Annotated in this window: 12 protein-coding genes; 11 read left to right on the top strand and 1 reads right to left on the bottom strand. The window is 44.7% G+C overall.

From position 1 onward, the window contains the following. Positions 1-10 precede the first annotated feature (10 nt). The 11 genes from aspS to MKY19_RS23740 all read left to right on the top strand — a co-directional run bounded on the left by aspS (position 11) and on the right by MKY19_RS23740 (position 14,761). The gene (aspS, locus tag MKY19_RS23790) at positions 11-1,789 is read left to right on the top strand and encodes an aspartate--tRNA ligase (RefSeq protein WP_339798109.1); all 1,779 of its coding nucleotides are present in this window, start codon (positions 11-13) and stop codon (positions 1,787-1,789) included. Positions 1,790-1,855: 66 nt separating this feature from the next. Beyond that, positions 1,856-2,611, top strand: coding sequence for a tRNA threonylcarbamoyladenosine dehydratase (locus tag MKY19_RS23785; protein WP_042191088.1), 756 nt, complete (start codon positions 1,856-1,858; stop codon positions 2,609-2,611). A gap of 238 nt (positions 2,612-2,849) precedes the next feature. Continuing rightward, a complete protein-coding gene (locus MKY19_RS23780) occupies positions 2,850-4,148 on the top strand; it encodes an NCS2 family permease (protein WP_042191085.1) in 1,299 nt (432 codons plus the stop codon). 130 nt (positions 4,149-4,278) lie between these two features. After that, entirely contained in the window at positions 4,279-6,462 is a 2,184-nt protein-coding gene (locus tag MKY19_RS23775) for a UvrD-helicase domain-containing protein (RefSeq protein ID WP_339243265.1), read from the top strand. A 389-nt stretch (positions 6,463-6,851) separates the two neighbouring features. Further along, complete coding sequence (locus MKY19_RS23770; protein WP_042191081.1) at positions 6,852-7,133, top strand: CD3324 family protein; 282 nt, start codon at positions 6,852-6,854, stop codon at positions 7,131-7,133. Between the two features lie 244 nt (positions 7,134-7,377). Next, entirely contained in the window at positions 7,378-8,682 is a 1,305-nt protein-coding gene (locus tag MKY19_RS23765; protein ID WP_076284834.1) for a replication-associated recombination protein A, read from the top strand. 373 nt (positions 8,683-9,055) lie between these two features. Further along, on the top strand, positions 9,056-10,072 hold the full coding sequence (locus tag MKY19_RS23760; protein WP_042191077.1) for an ABC transporter ATP-binding protein: 1,017 nt from the start codon (positions 9,056-9,058) through the stop codon (positions 10,070-10,072). After that, positions 10,059-10,994, top strand: coding sequence for an ATP-binding cassette domain-containing protein (locus MKY19_RS23755; RefSeq protein WP_076284832.1), 936 nt, complete (start codon positions 10,059-10,061; stop codon positions 10,992-10,994). Before MKY19_RS23760 ends, MKY19_RS23755 begins: the two co-directional genes overlap by 14 nt. Positions 10,995-10,998: 4 nt before the next feature. Next, complete coding sequence (gene opp4B, locus MKY19_RS23750) at positions 10,999-11,961, top strand: oligopeptide ABC transporter permease (RefSeq protein WP_042191072.1); 963 nt, start codon at positions 10,999-11,001, stop codon at positions 11,959-11,961. A 27-nt stretch (positions 11,962-11,988) separates the two neighbouring features. Further along, entirely contained in the window at positions 11,989-12,894 is a 906-nt protein-coding gene (locus tag MKY19_RS23745; RefSeq protein ID WP_042191070.1) for an ABC transporter permease, read from the top strand. Positions 12,895-12,913: 19 nt separating this feature from the next. Beyond that, positions 12,914-14,761 carry an oligopeptide ABC transporter substrate-binding protein gene (locus tag MKY19_RS23740; protein ID WP_042191068.1) on the top strand — a complete coding sequence of 616 codons (1,848 nt, stop codon included), beginning with the start codon at positions 12,914-12,916 and terminating at the stop codon, positions 14,759-14,761. A gap of 340 nt (positions 14,762-15,101) precedes the next feature. Here the strand turns inward: MKY19_RS23740 and mnmA are convergent, their stop codons facing one another. Beyond that, positions 15,102-16,223: a tRNA 2-thiouridine(34) synthase MnmA gene (gene mnmA / locus MKY19_RS23735; RefSeq protein ID WP_339804483.1), complete on the bottom strand. Its 1,122-nt coding sequence runs from the start codon at positions 16,221-16,223 to the stop codon at positions 15,102-15,104. Positions 16,224-16,391 lie beyond the last annotated feature (168 nt).

The following is a 16,391-nucleotide window of genomic DNA, read 5'->3' as shown; positions in this document are numbered from 1 at the left end:
ATGATAAATTATGCAAAGAAGTCATCAGTGTGGACAATTAACACCAGAACATATTGGACAGACGGTAACCTTGAACGGATGGGTGCAGACTCGCCGTGACCTTGGGGGCGTATTATTTATTGATCTGCGTGACAGAAGCGGTATTGTACAAGTTGTATTTAACCCAGACTACTCTGGCGAAGCCTTACAAATTGCTGATAAGGTTCGTAGTGAATACGTCCTGGCTGTTAAAGGTAAAGTTGTTAAACGTGATGAGGAAACCATTAACCGCAACCTGCCAACAGGTGAAATTGAAGTGCAAATTACGGACATTGATGTGCTGAACGCAGCTAAGACACCTCCGTTCTTCATCGAAGATGGTGTGGAAGTAGATGAGTCTCTGCGTCTCAAATATCGCTATTTAGACCTTCGTCGTCCGGAGATGCAAAGAACCTTGCTGCTCCGCTCGAAAGCTTCTAAGATTTTCCGTGATTTCCTTGACAGTGAAGGATTCATCGACGTAGAAACACCGATCCTAACTAAGAGCTCACCGGAAGGCGCGCGTGATTATCTGGTACCAAGCCGTGTGCATGAAGGCGAATTCTTCGCATTGCCGCAATCTCCACAAATCTACAAGCAATTGTTGATGGTCGGCGGCGTTGAGCGCTATTACCAAATTGCTCGTTGTTTCCGTGATGAAGATTTGCGTGCTGACCGTCAGCCTGAATTCACTCAAGTCGACATTGAGACTTCATTCCTGTCACAAGATGAATTGCTTGGTATGATGGAGAAGCTGATGCAGCGTCTGTTCAAGGAAACTGTAGGAGCAGATATTGAGCTTCCGTTCCAACGGTTGACTTATGCTGATGCTATGGGCAAATACGGTTCTGACAAACCTGATCTGCGTTTTGGATTAGAGCTTGTAGAAATGAACGATATTGTTGCTACTAGCGGTGTTAAGGTATTCGCTTCTGTAATCGAAAAAGGCGGCGAAGTGAAATGTCTAAATGCTAAAGGCTGTGGCACTTGGACTCGTAAAGAAATCGATGACCTTGGACCTTATGCTGCTCGCTATGGCGCGAAAGGCTTGGCATGGATTCAAGTGAAAGACGGCGAATTCAAAGGGCCGATTGTGAAATTCTTCTCCGAAGAAGAAATTGCGGCTGTGAAGGAACGTACAGGCGCTGAAGAAGGCGACCTTCTCCTCTTCTCCGCTGATAATAAAAAGGTTGTAGCAGACGTTCTAGGCGCCCTTCGTGTTAAAATTGGACGTCAGCTCGGTCTGATTGACGATAACGTGTTCAAGTTCGCTTGGGTTACAGACTTCCCACTCCTTGGATATGACGAAGATCAGAAACGTTATGTAGCAGAACACCATCCGTTCACTCGTCCACGTGAAGAGGATCTGCATCTATTTGACACAGATCCAGGTGCGATCCGTGCACAAGCTTATGACATCGTTCTGAACGGTTATGAAGTAGGCGGAGGCTCCATGCGGATTTACAAACGCGAAGTACAGGAGAAAATGTTCGAAGCCCTTGGATTTACGAAAGAGGTTGCTTATGAGAAGTTCGGCTACCTGATGGATGCGTTCGAATATGGTACGCCTCCACACGGTGGTATCGCTTTCGGTTTAGATCGTCTAGTTATGCTGCTGTCCGGTCGTACAAATCTGCGTGAAACCATCGCATTCCCGAAAACGGCAAGTGCAACAGATCTACTTATGGATGCACCTTCGCCAGTAGATGGTTCACAATTGGAGCAGCTGCACATTAAGCTGGCGCTTAAACCGAAGAAAGAAAAAGAATAATTAACTAATCGAAGCGGGCGAGGCAGATTTCTGCTTCGCCAAAGCTTTTGAAGGAGGCTGAACCTCATGCTACATCAGTTCTCACGCACGGAACTGGCGATCGGACCGGAAGGTCTGGAAATAATGAAGAACAGCACGGTAGCGGTGCTTGGCATCGGCGGTGTTGGCGGTATAGCAGTTGAGGCTTTGGCGCGTACCGGCATCGGCAGACTGATTCTGATAGATAAGGACACTGTAGACATCACCAATGTAAACCGCCAGATTCATGCACTCACAACTACGGTTGGGCAGAAGAAGGCTGAACTGATGGTAGATCGTGTGAAGCTGATCAATCCGGAATGCGAAGCGATTGCGCTCAACATGTTCTATACGGAAGAAACCTATGAGGAATTGTTCAAATTAAAACCTGATTATGTACTTGATGCTTCGGATACGATTATTTATAAGGTTCACATAATCAAAGAATGTCTGTCCCGTGGAATTCCAATGATCTCAAGCATGGGCGCTGCCAACAAAATGGATCCTACAAGATTCCAGGTAGCGGACATTTCCAAGACAACTTATGACCCTATTGCGCGTGTCATTCGTCAGAAGCTGCGTAAGGAAGGAATTAAGAAAGGCGTGAAGGTGGTTTTCTCTACGGAGCCGCCAATGAAGCCACGTCAGGATGTTACGGATAAGATCGTTCCGGAGAATGCGCCGGATCGACGTAAAGCGAAACAACCACCAGCTAGTAACGCCTTCGTTCCGCCGGTAGCAGGCCTGATCATGGTCAGTGTTGCCGTGCGTGATTTGCTTGAGGCTGGAGGCGTCAGCGTGTAAGTGAATCGCTGAGCTGAAGCTGTTTCAATTATAGCGATAGTAGTAGTAAAATGGACCAAAAGGGCGACCAGCTGAAATCCAGTTGCGTACGCCCTTTTGTTGTGGTTAACAGGCGGGTCTGCAAGATGCAGACCACAAATAGGCATAATAATTGAACCGGGATGAACCGTTGATTATAAGCCTTATTATCCGGGTAATATCCGCCTGCGGAACTTAATATCAGTGGAGGTTTTTGTACATGAAATCAAATTTTTGGCGAAATAGTGTAGGGCTTGCACCTGAGAATGACTGGAAACGGGAGTGGGCTGCAGGGATCCTTTCGTATTTTGCTTCGGTATACATTGTAATGGTGAATGCGACCATTCTTCATGACGCGGGTATGCCGCTTAGACCAGCAATGGTGGCTACACTATTGACTGCCATTACAGGCTGTCTACTGATGGCCTTCGGTGGGAAGACACCAATCATCGTGGTACCAGGGATGGGGATAAACGCATTTTTCACATACACACTTGTACATTCAATGAATTTAGGTTGGAGAGAGGCACTTACTGTAGTTGTAATAACCGGTGTGTTATTCGCTATCGTGGCCTTCACATCGCTTTATCGTATTCTAAGTGAGGCGATTCCTCAAAACCTACAGCATGCCATTACAGTCGGGATAGGGCTTTTTCTGACCTTTATAGGACTGCAAAAAAGCGGGATTGTGATTGCGCATCAGACCACGTTTGTTGCTATAGGACATTTTAGCGATCCAGCAGTTATCACTTCCTGTGTAACCTTGTTACTCGCTTTAGTACTGTTTATCCGCGGGACCAACGGTGGTTTGCTTATCAGTATGCTGGTTGGTACAGGTCTAGCCTACTTGCTGGGAGCGGCTCACGCGCCTGAGAAGCAGGCATCCGGTCATGTATTTACGGGTTATGAAAGCTTATTTCTGGGAATGGACTGGAGCGGCATAGTGAGCCTTGTGTTCTGGATTGCTGTTTTCTTACTGCTCTTAATTGTTGTATTTGAAAATATTGGGCTAGTCGCCTCACAGACTATGATGGCAGGGCGTCCTGAGCGCTTCAAGAGTAGCTTACGAGCACTCTCTATTGCCAATATCGCTGCAGGTCTCTTCGGAAGCAGTCCTGTAGTAGCCGCTGCGGAATCTAATGCAGGTATTGCTGCAGGTGGACGTTCGGGACTGACCTCACTCGTGGCAGGACTGCTGTTCGGGGCGACATTCTTGTTCCTCCCTCTGCTCTCCTACATTCCAGACAGTGCTATCGCTCCGATCTTGATTGTAATCGGTGGGCTTATGGTACAGAATGTGCGTGAAATGGACTTGGGAGATTTAACAGAGCTCTTTCCTTCTTTCCTAATCATGGTCATGATTCCATTCACCTATAGCATCGTAGATGGTATGGCTTTTGGATTTATTACTTATCCGATCGTGAAGCTTGCGGTGGGCAAGGGCAAGGAAGTACCTCCTGCGCTGTATGGCATTGCGGGCTTATTTGTAGCTAACTTTATTTTGCAAGCTGTGCTGTAGTCGTATGTTCGCTTGAAAGATTTGGTATTTTAGTGCTGATTATGCTACAATGGGTATCCTTTTTGCGTGAGAAGAGGGAATGAGGAGAATGAAAATTTAAGCTCGATAAACTTTTAGGAGGTAACTGAAATTGGAAGACAACTTTCAAAGTGCCTATCAAGAGGAAGAAGACAGGCTGAATCAAGCGCTTACTGAGATTGACACCTTACTGGAGAAACTTAACCAGACTCCGGTGTACACGGGACATGATTATACGGAACAGGTGTTAGAAGCGAACCGTGATCAGAAGCGCAAAGATCTTGCCAAGCTTCGGCAGGAGCCTTATTTCGGACGGCTTGATTTTCAGGGCAATGATGAGAAGCAGCGGAAGGCACTCTATATAGGAAAAATCGGCGTAGACCGCGAGCAGGTAAGCGACCGTCCGCTAGTCATCGACTGGCGCGCACCGGTAGCAAGCCTGTTCTATTCGTTTACCGGTGGTACGGAGCCTGCTTCTTATGAAGCTCCTGAGGGGCTGATAGAAGGACTGGTATACCTCAAGCGCAACGTGGTGATCCGGAAGCAGATTCTGGAGCGCGTCGCAGATACGTACAACCGGGAGAGTGACGCACCTGTGGTGTCAGATGAGTTTCTCGTCTATCGCCTGGGTGAGAACAAAGATAATCGTCTCCGCGATATCGTATCGACCATTCAGGAGGAACAGGACAAGATTATCCGGGCCGCCAAAAATACAGCATTGATCATACAGGGCGTAGCGGGAAGTGGTAAAACTACAGTTGCACTACACCGTTTAGCCTTTCTGCTGTATCAATACAAAGATCAGGTCTCTGCAGAAAAAATGATTATTTTTGCACCGAACCGAATGTTTCTGGATTATATTTCGGATGTACTGCCTGAACTTGGTGTAGGAAATATTGCCCAGAGCACTTTCCCGGATTGGGCTGCAAATGTACTAGGTCTGGAGCTTCCAGAGCAAGATGCTACGGAGACGATGAATCGTTGGTTCGAAACTCCGGGCGGCATGCCTGTGATTACAGAAGAGACACCTGGACGCTTCAAGGGTTCTACGGTGTTGATGGGAATAATAGAGTCCAGCATCAAGCTATTGGAAAGCAGCTCGGTACCTGAGGGTGATTTTATCCCATGGGAAGGTGCTGTACTGCGCCGCTCCATGATCTTGCGCTGGCATAATGAGGAGTACGCTCCTTATCCGCCAGCGAAGCGTAAGGAACGTGTAATGGCACGGATACATCGCTGGATTGAGATGGAGCTGAAGAAGAGTCCTTCAGCTGCAGCTATGAAGGATCGCAAGAAAAAAGGTGCTGCACGAGAAAAAGCATACAGTGCAAAATGGCCTAAGTATGATCCGCTGACGATCTACAAGCAAATCTTTCGTGCGGCTAAAGTCCCGGAAGATTGGCCGGTGGATCCACCTGAGAATATTCCAGCAGCTGTGCTGAAGGAAACGGCAAAAGAGCTGAAAAAAGGGATTATACGTGAAGAGGATTTACCACCTCTGTTATATATTTATTATCTTTTGAATGGGAACGAAGGCGGCGCTCGTTTTGATCATGTGGTGATCGATGAAGCCCAAGATTTCTCCCCCTTCCAAATTGCGGTGCTGGATTTATACGTGCGTGGACATTCCTTTACCATTCTAGGCGATCTGTCGCAGGGTATACACGCTTATAAAGGCGTACACGCATGGGAAGAGATGCAGACCTTATTTGCCCCTGAGAACACGGCTTACCATGCGTTGACACGCAGCTATCGTTCAACCATGGAAATTATAGACTTCGCTAATGGAATTCTATCCTCGGGAGTAGAAAGTTCGTTGTTGGCTGTTCCTGTCTTTCGTAGTGGTGACCCTGTTCGGATGATCGCCTACGGAGAAATAGTCGGAGAACGGGAAGCTGAAGGAAATGCTCGTTTGAGCACTATACAATCGGCACTGAAGTCCCTGTCTGGAAGGGAATATCGTACGGTGGCTGTGCTGACACGTAGTCTACGTGAAGCCACAGAGCTGTATGCTGAACTAGAGCAGCATTTTGAAGATATTCATCTGATCGACGGTAGCATGACGCAATATCAGGGTGGATTATCGGTACTACCTGTGTATTTATCTAAAGGATTGGAATTTGATGCGGTCATCTTAGCAGATGCCGATCAAGACCATTACGGAGCGACAGCATGGGATGCGAAGCTGATGTATGTAGGCTGTACACGAGCGCTTCACGAGCTGTGGTTACTCCATAATGGGGAAATGCCTTCCTATGTGCAAACGGCGGTTGAAAGCGATTCTGAGGGGAACTAAGTCTGGTGGAGAACAGTTATAACTGTTTTTGAACTTGTAACTCCCCTACGGGTATGGCTTAATAATAAGTGTCCGGCCGGGCAAGAACACTTCTGGAAGGAGGCTGAGTGAAATGATTTCAGTATACGAGGTGGTTTCCGTCTAAGACGGAAACCCGCTTAAAGCGAGGAGGCCGTAAGGCCTCCTTATTTCAAATCATGAGATATATGTACCGATTATTCATTACGAAATGTGAATTAGAATGTAGACGCTACCAAGAGGTTTTTATATAATGAAATTACGGATTTTTCCAAATATGAGGAGAAGAAAGGAGGCAGGTGACGTGGAAATTACTTTATCAGTAGTTGACGGACGCATAGGAACACACCTGTTGAAGGAGGAAATGCAAGTTGAGTTATGTAAATGGGAAGGATGTGCTCCCCCCTGGCTTGCTCAAAGAGCTTCAGGGATACATCCAAGGTGAACTGCTCTACATCCCGAAGAAAACGGAAGAGCGGGTTAGATGGGGCGAGAACAGCGGTTCGAGGAAAGAGATAGCAAACCGCAATGAGGAAATTTTCAGTTGTCATCGAAAAGGCGATTCCGTAGCAGAGCTTCAGAAGAAGTATCATCTGTCGGAAGAGAGCATTCGGAAAATCATATCAAAAATGCGGCTGGCAATAAATTGCTAGCGTACAGTTCAAGCATAAACGCCTTTGGCGTCCCTATAAGGACGGTAAGCGTTTATGCGAGAAATAATAAGGATAAAGTATAGCGTGGAACCTATACTTTCGTATATTTTGAAAAAAGAGCATGGCTCCCGCCTTTCTAAGACGAGATCATGCTCTTTTTATTTTTTTGTGAAAAATAAGTCTATGGTATGATAATGGGAGATGTACATTGGCTTTTATAAGAATATAGCAAGGAAGTGGAGTTATGGATTTATTTTCTATGGGAGAGGACAACGGGAGCGGACGGTTGCTTGCGGACCGAATGAGACCGGAGAATCTGGATGAATATATTGGTCAAGAACATATCATAGGCCGGGGAAAGCTGTTGCGAAGAGCGATCGAGGCAGACCAGGTCTCTTCGATTTTGCTCTATGGACCTCCTGGATGTGGCAAAACAACATTAGCTCATATCATTTCTCATCACACACAAGGTGAATTCGTACGCCTGAATGCGGTGGAGGCTTCTGTGAAGGATGTACGGGAGGTCATTGAACGAGCTCAAAATAATAAAACCCTTTACGGTTCTAAGACGATTCTTTTTCTGGACGAGGTGCATCGGTTTAACAGTTCACGTCAGGACGCGCTATTGCCAGCAGTAGAAAAAGGTACCATTACATTTATTGGCGCAACTACGGAGAATCCGTTCCATTACGTTAACGGAGCACTTATGAGCCGTTCTACCTTGTTTCAGCTAGAGGCGCTAACGAGTGAACACAGTCTGGTCGCGATGCGCAGAGCTTTAGCAGACAAGGATAGAGGGCTTGGATTCATGGAGCTTCAGGTCGATGAAGAAGCATTGCTGCATATTGCTACCATGGCTAATGGAGATATCAGGCGGGCTTTAAATGCTCTGGAACTAGCAGCGTTAACTACTGCTCCAGAGGTAGACGGGAGTGTGCATATCACGCTGGAGGTGGCGGAAGAGTCGATTCGGCGCCCTATTGTGAAGGCAGATGAATCGACGCAGTATGATGTTCTATCTGCTTTTCACAAAAGCATTCGAGGTTCTAGTGATGCTGCCTTGTTCTGGTTTCTGTATGCGGTAGAGAAATTGGGGATGGACCCGATGACTTTTATTCGTCGACTAATTGCAGCGAGCAGTGAGGATATTGGCTTAGCTAATCCCCAGGCTATGGTCCAAGCGGTGAGTGCGCTTGAAGCCTATAGAAATAACGGTTGGCCAGAAGCGAAGCTGAACATTGCACAAGCCATTCTTTTCGCGGTGGAGAGTCCGAAGTCTAATGCCGTCTATACTGCTATTTCAAATGCAATGGCGAGTATGGATGAGATTAAATCCGCTGAGGTACCGCTACATTTACGTGATACACACTATAAAGGTGCTACTGCACTAGGGCATGAAGGGTATCAATATCCGCACAATTTTCCGGGGCATTATGTGAAGCAGGAGTATCTGCCTAAGGAGATTTCTCAGCGTGTCTTTTATCAAGCGACCGAGCAAGGAAATGAAATTAAAATCCGTCACAACCAACGACTCCGACGAGAACAATAGTCCACCAGTGACTGTAGCATCTTCCATTTTAATGCTAATAAGCAAATAAATTTAATGTAACACGAAAAAAATTTATTCAAAAAAAAGGCGGCCTAGAGCCGTTTTTTTGTTGTCTGCGTTACTTTTAATCACATGAACGAATTTTTTTTATAGGAAAAGATTGATAATTTACCATAAGTTAATTAAAATGAACTACAAAGTTACGGAGAAACAAGTTTTTATTCCGATGGAAGTACTTGTTCTATTCTTAATGGTGTTAATAATCATAACAGTCAATGTTTGATATCTTTCATGAAAAGAATGCTGTTATATCAAAATTTACATAATATTTCATTGGGTAAATTTTGAAACTTTTGCCGTTAGGGGGATTAATTTGAGCGAAGAATTACTAGAAATCAAGAATTTGTCCACATCGTTCAGAATCGTAGATGACTATTATGCTGCAGTAGACGATGTTACCCTGTCCGTTCGCAAAAATGAGATTCTTGCCATTGTTGGAGAATCCGGCTCAGGAAAAAGTGCGCTCGCCTTTTCAATTATGGGATTGCACACAAGGGCCAAAATAGACGGACAAATCAAATACAAAGGTCAGGATATCGTTACTATGTCTCCTGCTGCACTCAACAAGCTGCGCGGTCAAGAAATGTCTATGATTTTTCAAGATCCTTTATCCGCATTAAATCCACTCATGATTATCGGTTCACAGATTGAAGAAGTACTCATCCTCCATGATTCCAAGCTTTCGAAGAAGCAAAGAAAAGAGAAGGTCATTGATCTTTTGACCAAGGTTGGAATCTCCCGTCCCGAACATACATATCAGCAGTATCCCCACGAATTATCTGGTGGAATGAGGCAGAGGGTTGTGATTGCTATTGCGATTGCCAACGGCCCCAAGCTTTTGATCGCCGATGAGCCGACTACGGCACTAGATGTAACCATCCAATTGCAAATTCTTGAACTTATAAAAAAATTAAAAAACGATATGCAAGCAGGCATTATCTTAATTACCCATGATCTAGGGGTTGTGAGTGAAATGGCTGACCGGGTTGCGGTAATGTACGCCGGGCAAATCGTAGAAATCGCAGATATTTATACATTAACGTCTAATCCAAAACATCCGTATACAAGATCCTTGTTGAACTCCATTCCAACCGTTAAAGAAGAGAAGTCTAGACTTCATGTGATTCAGGGAATTGTCCCACCATTACAGAATCTTCCGCGTAAAGGATGCCGTTTCGCGGCCCGAACACCTTGGATTCCGGAATGGGAGCATGAGGAAAATCCGCAGCTGCATGAAGTAGCCCCAGGGCATTTTGTTCGCTGCACCTGCCATAATAACTTTCATTTCCCGGATACTAACGAGGAGGCAATCTACAATGGGACTTCTTGAGGTTAAAAATTTAGCAGTTCATTTTCCAATCCACGGCGGCGTTTTTCGAAGGGAAATTGGCGTAGTCAAGGCAGTTGATAATGTTAGTTTTACTATTGAAGCAGGCAAAACTTACGGTTTGGTTGGTGAATCCGGATCAGGTAAGACGACTACTGGTCGTGGAATCATTGGACTCAATTCTATTACTAGCGGCAGTGTGATTTTTGAAGGACAGGATTTGGCTTCAAAGGGTGTACGTAAGCAAAAAAATATCCGCAAGGACATTCAGATGATCTTTCAGGATCCGTACTCTTCCTTGAATCCTAAGAAACGTGTGCTGGATATTATTGCTGAACCCTTACGTAATTTCGAAAAGATGTCTCCGGGCGAAGAAAAAAGACGTGTGCAGGAATTGCTTTTGCAGGTTGGATTAAGCCCTGAAAATATTCTTAAATATCCGCATGAATTCTCAGGCGGTCAACGGCAGCGGATCGGTATTGCAAGAGCTATTGCGCTCAAACCGAAGTTGATTATTGCGGATGAACCTGTCTCTGCGCTGGATGTTTCCGTACAGGCACAGGTGCTCAATTTTATGCAGGATATTCAAAAAGAACTGAATCTTACGTTTCTGTTCATCAGTCATGATCTCGGAATCATTAGGCATATGTGTGATCACATTGGGATTATGTATAAAGGACGTCATGTGGAGCAAGGGACTGCTAAAGATATTTTTGACAATCCTCGTCATATTTATACCAAACGTCTAATTGCTGCCATTCCTGATATTGATCCTAAGCAAAGAGAGAAGCAGACGGAGTTTAGAAAATCAGTAAGTCTGGAATATGAACAAGCGCACCGGAATTATTTTGATGAACAAGGCATGCCTTATCCATTGAAATCCATTTCCGAGACTCATCTGGTAGCCTTGCCTGAGAAAGGTTGAGAATATGTGGAAGATTATTGTTCGTAGAATTCTTATTATGATTCCTCAAATATTTCTATTAAGTATTCTTGTTTTTCTAATGGCGAAGGCGATGCCGGGAGATGCGTTATCAGGGATGCTTGATCCAAATATTGATCCTGCGGCCATCGATGCGATGAGAGAAAAACTAGGCTTAAATGATCCGTGGTACATCCAGTACTGGGATTGGATCACTAAAGCGATTCAAGGTGATTTTGGTCAATCCTTCCGTTTCAAAATGCCTGTATCAGAGCTTATCGGTCAACGCCTCATGAATACACTTTGGCTGGCGATTGTCACGCTGATCCTTACATACCTTATTGCTATTCCACTTGGTATTACTAGTGGTCGTTATAACGATTCATGGCTGGATCGCCTCATTACTGGATACACCTATATTGGCTTTGCCGCACCATTGTTTATTTTCGCTCTCTTAATGGTATGGCTCTTCGGATTTCATCTTCATTGGTTTCCTACTAGCGGCAGTGTTAGTCCTGGAGAAGTTCCGGGTACGCTAAGCCACTTCTGGAGTAAATTCTATCATCTGCTACTGCCCGCGTTATCAATGGCGCTGATTGCAACGGTGGGGACAGTACAATACCTGCGGAATGAGATTATTGATACGAAACAAAAGGATTTCATCCTAACCGCAAGAGCAAAAGGTGCTTCAGAGTCGCGCGTCTACAATCGACATATATTGAGAAATTCCTTACTGCCAATTGCTGCATTTTTCGGATATGAGATTACTGGACTGATCGGCGGAACGGTGTTCGTTGAAAGCATCTTTAGTTATCCGGGTATGGGTATGTTGTTCCTCAGTTCGATAACAATTCGGGATTTCAGCGTAGTAACGGCTCTCGTTCTTCTATATGGGATTGCTGCCATCGTCGGTGCGTTGTTATCAGATATTATCTTAAGTATCGTAGATCCGCGTATCCGGATTAAATAAGAAGATGAACACTTTGAGGTGAATAAAATGGCAAAGACAAGCGCAGAGTTAGCTCTGCTGCAGGAAACAGATAAAAGTCCATCAGGCTTCAGGATTGTTTGGCGTGAGATCGTGCGGGATAAACTGGCTTTGGTCTCACTGATTTTCCTATTTACGATTATTGCCGCCGTTTATGGGATTTCCTTATTTTTAGATCAAAAAGAGATTGTTACGGTTGACTTGTTCGCACTGTATGAGAAGCCTTCGGCTGTACATTGGCTGGGGACCGATTATGGAGGGCGGGATGTATTCGGTCAATTAATTATAGGCACACGAAATTCCATGTCGATTGCTTTTATGGTTACTTTTTTTACGGGAATCATTGGGATTCTAGTAGGTTTGTTCTCTGGATACTTTGGGGGAACGATAGATAATATTTCGATGCGTGTTGTAGATTTCTTCATGATTCTACCCTTTCTAATGATTGTTATAGCTTTTGTAAGTGCAGTTCCTAAATACAATACGTTAACCTTCTCCTTTATCATGACTGCCTTTCTATGGATGGGGATTGCCAGGTTAATACGTTCCAAAACGCTACAAGAGAAGGAACTCGATTACGTTCAGGCATCAAAGACATTAGGTTCCTCCAATCTTAAAATTATGTTCTCACAAGTGCTGCCAAACTTAAGCTCAATCATTATCGTCACGATGACTTTGAATTTGGCAGCTAATATTGGATTGGAATCAGGCCTATCCTTTCTAGGTTTTGGTTTTCCGGAAAGTACACCCAGTCTGGGCACTCTAGTGAGCTATGCGAGAAATCCGCAGACACTTGAGTTCAGATGGTGGATCTGGTTACCCGCATCACTGCTGATCTTGGTGTTGATGTTGAGTATAAATAATGTGGGTCAAGCGCTCAAACGTGCGACCGACGCAAGACAAAGAAAAGGATAATAAGGGAGGAAATGATTAAATGAGAAAACCCATCCGTTCAAAGGCACTACTAGTTTCATTAATGTTTGTAATGTTGTTCGCCCTTGCAGCCTGTGGCTCCAAGAACAACAACGGAGCGGCTGAGTCAACAGCAGCACCAAGTGCCAGTGCTCCTGCGGAAACCGCAGAAGCGACGGCAGCACCTGAAGCAGAAGACGGACTTTATAACATTAAAGATTTCAGTAACATTAAGACAAATCAAGGTGAAGCTATTGATGGAGGCTCGATTACTTTTGGTCTCGTTTCCGACAGTCCATTTGAAGGTACTTTGAACTGGAACTTCTATTCCGGAGATCCGGATGCACAAGTGTTGAATTGGTTTGATGAAGGTTTGTTAACATGGGATAAAGATTATGTATATACAAATGATGGTGCAGCAACGTATGAAGTCTCGGAGGATGGACGTACCTTTACCTTTACGATTCGCGACAATGTGAACTGGCAGGACGGCAAGCCAGTAACAGCAGAAGATTGGTTGTTCGCGCATGAGGTTATTGGTAATCCGAAATATGATGGACCACGTTATGGTTCTGACTTTACAAATATTGAAGGTATGGATGATTACCACTCCGGTAAGGCCAAGACCATTTCTGGAATTAAGGTGCTGGGTGATAAGAAACTGCAAATTACTTATCTGAAATCTACACCTTCTCTGTTAACAGGTGGGGTTTGGATTTATCCGTTAGCCAAACATATCTTTGGTGGCATGGATGTTGCGAAAATTTCCTCTTCTCCTGAATTACGTCAAAAGCCGATTGGCTTTGGAGCTTTCAAAGTGGAAAGTATTGTTCCTGGTGAATCTGTAGTATTCGTTAAGAATGACGATTACTGGCGTGGAGCTCCTAAACTGGATAAGGTAATTCTGAAGGTTATCAACCCTACAACGATTGTACAGGAGTTGAAATCTGGTGGAGTTGATTTAGTGGATTCCTTCCCTGTTGATCAATTCCCGGATAATGCAAAGATGTCAAACGTTGAATTCCTGGGTGCGATAGACCGTGCTTATACGTATATTGGATTTAAACTGGGGAAATGGGATGCAGAGAAAAAAGTCGTTGCTACCGATCCTAAAGCTAAAATGGCGGATGTGAACCTGCGTAAAGCCATGTGGGCTGCTGTAGACAATGATACAGTGGGTAAGAAATTCTATAATGGTCTTCGCTGGAATGCGACAACTTTAATTCCACCTTCCCATCCGGAATTCCATGATGCTACTAATCCGGGTGTAGCTTACGATCAAGAAGCCGCCAAGAAAATTTTGGATGATGCAGGTTATAAGCTTAATGGTGAATTTAGAACGAATCCAGATGGCAGCGAGCTGAAGATTAATTTCATTTCGATGACTGGTGGAGACATTGCTGAACCGCTGGCTCAATATTATGTACAATCTTGGAAAGCAATTGGCTTGAATGTAACTTTGGAAATGGTAGAGTTTAATACCTTCTATGATCGTATTGGTCAAAATGGTGAGGATGATCCTACCGTTGATGTGTATCAAGGCGCTTGGGGTGTAGGGATTGACGTCGACCCAACAGGTCTATACGGTAAAGATGCAATCTATAACTTCCCTCGTTATGCAAGTGCAGAGAATGATCGTTTGCTCGCCGAAGGGGTTTCCGAGGCTGCATTTGATGTAGACAAACGTAAAGAGATCTATAAAGAGTGGCAACAGCTCATGGTAAACGAAATTCCAGTATTCCCAACACTTTATCGTGCAGTAGTAGTCCCAGTTAACAACCGTGTCCTGAATTATGCGATTGGTGATGGCACAGGGCTCTACTATAACGACATCGCAGTATCTGCAGATAAAGCTGCAGTAGCTCAGTAAATAGAAACAACACAGAACAGCAGTTCAGGGAGAGCTTCCTGAACTGCTGTTTGTTTATTTCTATTTGAATCGCTCATTTGGTTATTATTCGCTTCAAAGTCGGTTAGTTGTATTTCATGCAACTAAAACCTAAATTTTAGAGCTAAGAATGTAATATAACTGTACTTCATACATCTATTTTCCGGATGTGAAGATAAATAAGGGTTATCGGGTGATTTTAACTGTACATACTACAACTAAATCGAAAAGGGATTCTGAACACAAGAAATAGCTGTATAAAATACAGCTATTTCTTAGGTTTTCGTATATTAGAGTTAATGTTGTAAGTTATAGAATACACTTAAGCTTGCGCTGAAGGAACAACCTTCTCGGCATATTCTATCGTTCCGCCACCGAGACATTGCTCATCGAGATAGAAGACAACGGCTTGGCCAGGTGTTATCGCTTTTTGTGGAACATCAAAGTCTACGTTTATCGTTCCGTCTTCCCGTGCTGTAAGGGTCACGCCCTGATCCGGCTGGCGATAGCGGAATTTGGCGGTGCATTTTAGCGGCTCAAGACCTAGCTCTTGCCCGTTAATCCAGTTTACACCGGAGGCAATCAGACTAGTGGAGTACAGGCTGTGGTGCTTGTCTCCTTGAACTACATAAAGAATGTTGCGGCTAAGGTCTTTTTCGGCTACAAACCAAGGTTCACCGTTACCGGAGCCGCCAATGCCAAGGCCTTGGCGTTGACCCAATGTATAGTACATAAGTCCATCGTGGCGGCCTTTGATTTCTCCAGTTGTTATATCTACCATATCACCCGATTGTGCTGGAAGATACTGGCTGAGGAATTCACGGAAGTTGCGCTCACCGATGAAGCAAACGCCTGTGCTATCTTTTTTCTTGGCAGTATAGAGTCCAGCTTCTTCGGCAATTCTCCGAACTTCCGGTTTCGGAAGATGACCAATCGGGAACATTGCTTTAGAGAGTTGATACTGTCCCAGCGCATTCAAGAAATAGGTCTGGTCTTTATTGTTGTCTACACCGCGGAGTAGCTTGTACACACCATCTTCTTCTATAACTCGTGCATAATGTCCAGTCGCTACATAATCGGCGCCAAGCTGAAGGGCTTTGTTCAGGAACTCTCCGAACTTGATCTCTCGGTTGCACATGACGTCTGGATTCGGCGTCCGGCCGGCCTTATATTCATCGAGGAAATAAGAAAATACTTTGTCGAAGTATTCCTTCTCGAAATTAACGGTATAGTAAGGAATATCAATCTGCTCGCATACGCGGCGAACATCCTCTGCATCGCTTTCGGCCGTACATACTCCCAATTCGTCGGTATCGTCCCAATTTTTCATGAAGATGCCGATGACGTCATAGCCCTGCTGCTTGAGCAGAAGCGCCGTGACGGAGGAATCGACCCCTCCGGACATGCCGACGACGACACGGGTGTCTTGTTTTGCTTTTGTCATCGTAATCACCATTTCTGTACCCAAAATACCGGTCATTCATGGAACACCCGGCTCAAAATGTATTATAACATACCTGTCTACTGTAAAGCCTAAAATAAGAGGCTGAGAATAGAAAAATGTCCACCAGGGGTGAACATTCTTGCAAAATGTTTCGTTTGCCATTTCATT

It is taken from the genome of Paenibacillus sp. FSL R5-0744 (genome assembly GCF_037972555.1).
GTDB lineage: Bacteria > Bacillota > Bacilli > Paenibacillales > Paenibacillaceae > Paenibacillus_AQ.
Note: the sequence above shows the minus strand (reverse complement) of the source record. Positions and strands in the feature narration are given on the sequence as shown.

What these genes read in the sequence shown, in the direction of transcription:
- mnmA (WP_339804483.1), bottom strand. Translation starts at nt 16,223, where the DNA reads ATGACAAAAGCAAAACAAGACACCCGTGTCGTCGTCGGCATGTCCGGA.
- MKY19_RS23780 (WP_042191085.1), top strand. Translation starts at nt 2,850, where the DNA reads ATGAAATCAAATTTTTGGCGAAATAGTGTAGGGCTTGCACCTGAGAAT.
- MKY19_RS23785 (WP_042191088.1), top strand. Translation starts at nt 1,856, where the DNA reads ATGCTACATCAGTTCTCACGCACGGAACTGGCGATCGGACCGGAAGGT.
- MKY19_RS23745 (WP_042191070.1), top strand. Translation starts at nt 11,989, where the DNA reads ATGGCAAAGACAAGCGCAGAGTTAGCTCTGCTGCAGGAAACAGATAAA.
- MKY19_RS23765 (WP_076284834.1), top strand. Translation starts at nt 7,378, where the DNA reads ATGGATTTATTTTCTATGGGAGAGGACAACGGGAGCGGACGGTTGCTT.
- MKY19_RS23755 (WP_076284832.1), top strand. Translation starts at nt 10,059, where the DNA reads ATGGGACTTCTTGAGGTTAAAAATTTAGCAGTTCATTTTCCAATCCAC.
- opp4B (WP_042191072.1), top strand. Translation starts at nt 10,999, where the DNA reads ATGTGGAAGATTATTGTTCGTAGAATTCTTATTATGATTCCTCAAATA.
- aspS (WP_339798109.1), top strand. Translation starts at nt 11, where the DNA reads ATGCAAAGAAGTCATCAGTGTGGACAATTAACACCAGAACATATTGGA.
- MKY19_RS23740 (WP_042191068.1), top strand. Translation starts at nt 12,914, where the DNA reads ATGAGAAAACCCATCCGTTCAAAGGCACTACTAGTTTCATTAATGTTT.